Source organism: Kitasatospora sp. NPDC059577, from assembly GCF_042735475.1.
Classification (GTDB): Bacteria; Actinomycetota; Actinomycetes; order Streptomycetales; family Streptomycetaceae; genus Kitasatospora.
Genome location: NZ_JBHWBZ010000065.1, coordinates 51,411 through 55,419, shown reverse-complemented (window position 1 = coordinate 55,419; position 4,009 = coordinate 51,411). Strand labels below are relative to the sequence as shown.

The 4,009-nt window shown below is 75.1% G+C and carries 3 protein-coding genes; 1 reads left to right on the top strand and 2 read right to left on the bottom strand.

Annotated features, from left to right (window positions below):
- Nucleotides 1-115: 115 nt before the first annotated feature.
- Entirely contained in the window at nt 116-1,834 is a 1,719-nt protein-coding gene (locus ACFV0O_RS34775) for a protein kinase (RefSeq protein ID WP_380347836.1), read from the bottom strand.
- Between the two features lie 154 nt (nt 1,835-1,988).
- Nucleotides 1,989-2,558, bottom strand: coding sequence for a TetR/AcrR family transcriptional regulator (locus ACFV0O_RS34770; protein ID WP_360256417.1), 570 nt, complete (start codon nt 2,556-2,558; stop codon nt 1,989-1,991).
- A gap of 156 nt (nt 2,559-2,714) precedes the next feature.
- On the opposite strand from ACFV0O_RS34770, the gene ACFV0O_RS34765 reads away from it, so the two are divergent.
- Nucleotides 2,715-3,890: an agmatine deiminase family protein gene (locus ACFV0O_RS34765; protein WP_380347833.1), complete on the top strand. Its 1,176-nt coding sequence runs from the start codon at nt 2,715-2,717 to the stop codon at nt 3,888-3,890.
- The last annotated feature ends 119 nt before the right edge of the window (nt 3,891-4,009 follow it).

Genomic DNA, 4,009 nt, shown 5'->3' with positions numbered 1-4,009 from the left:
GTGCGGGCGGCGGACCCCCCCCCCGGCCCCCGCCCCCGCCGCGTCCCCCCCCCCCCCGGGGGGGGGGTCCGCCGGGCTCTGCGCCGCTCCGGGCCCGTCCGCGCGGCGGGCGGGCTCAGCCGTTGCGGCGGTAGCGGTCCAGGGAGACCGTGACCGGGCCGTCCGGGCCCGCGGTCTGCAGCACCCGGACGACCGCGAGGTCCCGGCCGTCCGCGGACCGGACGCAGAAGGCGCTGCCCGGCCCGGCGGCGGCGAACGGGATCCGTCCGGCCGGGTGGCTGCCGAGCCCCTTGAGGCACTCGGCCACGCCCAGGCCGGCGTCCCTGCCGATGAAGGAGTCGGCGCTCTCCGGGACGAGGAACTCGCCGTCGCCGCGGCCGACGTACCAGGTCGCCCTGTCGATCGGGACCACCGTGCCGTTGGCGAGATCGAACTCGTAGCCGGAGTCCGCCGAGGTCAGCTCGACGGAGCGGTAGACCGGGGCGAAGTCGGCGGCGGGCCCCGGCGTCGACGCGGGCGGGGTGGCGGACCGGGTGGGCGTCGGCGATCCGGTGGGGGCCACCGGGGCCGTCGGGGTGAGCGGCGCGGCGGAGCCGGACACCGGGGCCTCGGCGGTCGCGGCCTCCACCGGCTCCTGGTCGTCGAGCAGGAACACCGCGGCCGCGGCGCCGACGGTCAGGGCGACGGCGGCGGTCAGCGCGGTGCGCCCGAGGGCACGGCGGCGGCCCCGGCCGCGGGCGTCCTCGCGCCGGGCCGCGCGGGAGCCGGTCGAATGCCCGGCCGGCGCGGGCGGAGCGGGGACGGGGGAGGACACCGGGGCGAACAGGGTGGGCGTCGGCGCGGAGGCCGGCGCGAGGACCGTCCGGGCGGAGTCCGGGCCCGGCTGCGCGGCGGCCTCGGCGGGCACCTGGGGGAGGTCGGCGTGCCGGGTGATCTGGCTGGTCAGCGGGTGCGGGAGCCAGTCGTCGCCGAACCGGAGGTGGCCGCCGACGGCCGGGTGGTTCCGGGCGGCGGCGATCACCTCGGCGGTGGTCGGACGGTCCTCCGGCCGCTTGGCGAGGCAGTGCAGGAGCAGGTCGCGCAGGCTCTCCGGGACCCGGCCGAGGTCGGGGTCCTCGTGGACGGTCCGGTAGAGCGCGGCCGGGTCCGGGCCGTCCCCGAAGGGCGGGCTGCCGCCCGCGACGTGGACGGCCAGCGCGCCCAGCGCGTAGACGTCGGTGGCCGGGGTCGCGGCCCGGCCCATGGCCTGCTCGGGCGCCATGTAGGCGGGCGAGCCGATGCGCAGTCCGGTGCCGGTGAGCGCGCTGGCGTCGGCGGCGCGGGCGATGCCGAAGTCGATCACCCGGGGGCCGTCGGAGGCGATCAGCACGTTGCCGGGCTTGAGGTCGCGGTGGACCACCCCGCTGGTGTGGATCGCCTGCAGCGCCTCGGCGATGCCGGCCATCAGCAACAGGACGGTCCGCTCCGGGAGCGGACCGAAACGCTGCACCACCTGCTGGAGGGAGGGGCCCGGCACGTACGTGGTGGCCAGCCACGGGGTGGCGGCGTCCACGCCGGCGTCGACGACCTGTGCGGTGAACAGTCCGTGGATGCGCCGGGCGCTGGCCACCTCCTGGGCGAAGCGGGCCCGGAACTCCGGGTCCTCGGCCAGTTCGGGCCGGACCACCTTGAGCGCCACCGGCCGCCCGCCGGGCGTGTAGGAGAGGTAGACCCGGCCCATGCCGCCGGCGCCGAGCCGGGCGTACAGCAGGTGGCCGCCGACCTCGCGCGGGTCGTCCGCGGTCAGCTCCTGGAAGACCGGCTGCAGGGCGAAGGGGGATCGGTCAGCGGACATGCGGTGGCCTCTCTCGGCGGACAGGGAGGGGGACGGGAGCCGGAGGGCGCTCCCGGGCGGCCACGGCGCTGGTCGGCGCAGACGGCATCGCGAAGTTTAGAGGTAGGGTCAGGGTAGTCGTGACGGGCGGACCGGAGGTCGGCGCCCGGGGCCGTCAGCGTTGCAGTTCGGTTTCGACGGCGCTGCGCAGCAGCCGGCGTGCGTGGTCGAGCGGCAGCGAGCCGCTCAGCCACCGCACGCTGAGGCCCTCGACGAGGATCGTGAGCCGCTCGGCGGCGGCCGCGTGCGCGGGAGCGGTGCCGGTCGGGTCGGCCCGGGCGAGGAGTTCGGCGATGTCGTGCACCCAGGTGTGGGTGGTCCTCGCCAGGTCCTCGCGCAGGCTCGGTTCGAAGACCGCGCTGGCTCTCAACTCGCCCCAGGCGGTGCTGTTCTCGCGCACGTCGATGCTGTCCTGGAGCTCCCGGAGCAGGACCCGTTCGAGGTCGGCCCGAGGGTCCTCGGTCCGGGGCGCGGGGCCCTCGTCGGCGGTGTAGTGGTCGGCGCGGTCGCTGATGAACTGCAGCGTCTGGCGCAGGATGCCGGCCCGGTCGGTGAAGTGGTAGTAGATCAGCGAGGTGGACACCCCCGCCTCGGTCGCCAGTTCGCCCACGCGCAGTCCGCGTACGCCACGGCGGGCGATCACCCTGGTGGCGGCCTTGAGTATTTCCGTCCGACGGTCCGACATGGTCGCCCACTCTACCGGGCTTCCCGGCTGGTCAGACAGGTTCCTGATGATCGTTTCAGTGAGATGGGCCAGCTTCGAGCCAAAAGCTTGACTGAATTTTCAGTACGGTAGAGGATGCGGGGCAACCCCCACCCCTGCATCACCCAGGGAGTCCCCATGCAATCCCCCACCCCTTCCCGGCGCGCTCTGCTCCGGTTCGGTGCGGCCGCCGCCCCCCTGATCGCCCTCGGCGGCGTCCTGCCGGCCTCGGCCCGGGCCGCGACGGCCTCGCCCGCCGCGGCGGGCGCCACCACGAGGCTGCGGATGCCCGCCGAGAGCGACCGGCACGTCCGCACCTTCATGGCCTGGCCGGCGCTGTCGTCGATCTGGCGGACCCAGCTCTCCGCGGTCCGTGACGACATCGCGCGGGTCGCCTACCAGATCTCCCGCTACGAACCGGTGGTCGTGGTCGCCCGCCCGGGCCAGGCCGCCGACGCGCGGTACTACTGCGGCCCCGGCGCCTACTACGGCATCACCGTCGTCGAGATCTCCAACGACGACCTGTGGATCCGGGACTTCGGTCCGACCTTCGTGGTCGCGCCGGGCGCCATCGCCGGTGTCGACACCAACTTCAACGGCTGGGGCAAGAGCGGCACCCCCTACTACCAGCGCTTCACCGAGGACGCCGCGGTCGCGGCCACCCTGCTCGTCGAGTACGGAATCGACCGCGTCCAGGCCCCCTTCGTCGGCGAGGGCGGCGCCCTGGAGACGGACGGCCAGGGCACCCTGCTGGCCACCGTCAGCTCGCTGGTGAACCCCAACCGCAACCCCGGGATGTCCCAGGACCAGGTCGAACAGGCCCTGAAGACCACGCTCGGGATGGACAAGGTGATCTGGCTGGCCGGCCTGGCGGGCCAGGACATCACGGACGACCACATCGACTGCCTGGCGCGCTTCACCTCGCCCGGCCGGGTCGTCCTCGACCAGCCCGGCCCCGGCACCGACCAGACCTGGATCGACGTCTACCAGCAGGCCAAACAGGTCCTGCGGACCGCGACCGACGCCCAGGGCCGGCCGCTGACCGTCGTGGAGCTCCCCGGCCCCGACCGGGCGAGGATCCGCGGGCGCGGCAAGGACTTCCTGTCCAGCTACACCAACTTCTACGTCGCCAACGGCGCCGTCTTCGTTCCGCAGTTCGGCGACACCTCCGCCGACGCGCAGGCCTACGCGATCCTGCAGGCCGAGTTCCCCGGGCGCGACGTCGTCCAGCTGAACATCGACAACATCGCCTCCGGCGGTGGCGGCATCCACTGCGCCACCCAGTCCCAGCCGGCCGTACCGCCGGCCCTCTGAGACCCCTCGGCGGCCCGTCCGGAACCCCACGGAGGCGGGCCGCCGAGGACCTCCGCTCACACCACCCTCCCTCCCGGCGGGGGGGGGGCCCCCAGGCGGCCGCCCCCCCGGGCCCCCGA

Excerpts from the sequence above, each read along its gene's own strand:
- ACFV0O_RS34770 (WP_360256417.1), bottom strand. The coding sequence starts at position 2,558 with ATGTCGGACCGTCGGACGGAAATACTCAAGGCCGCCACCAGGGTGATC.
- ACFV0O_RS34775 (WP_380347836.1), bottom strand. The coding sequence starts at position 1,834 with ATGTCCGCTGACCGATCCCCCTTCGCCCTGCAGCCGGTCTTCCAGGAG.
- ACFV0O_RS34765 (WP_380347833.1), top strand. The coding sequence starts at position 2,715 with ATGCAATCCCCCACCCCTTCCCGGCGCGCTCTGCTCCGGTTCGGTGCG.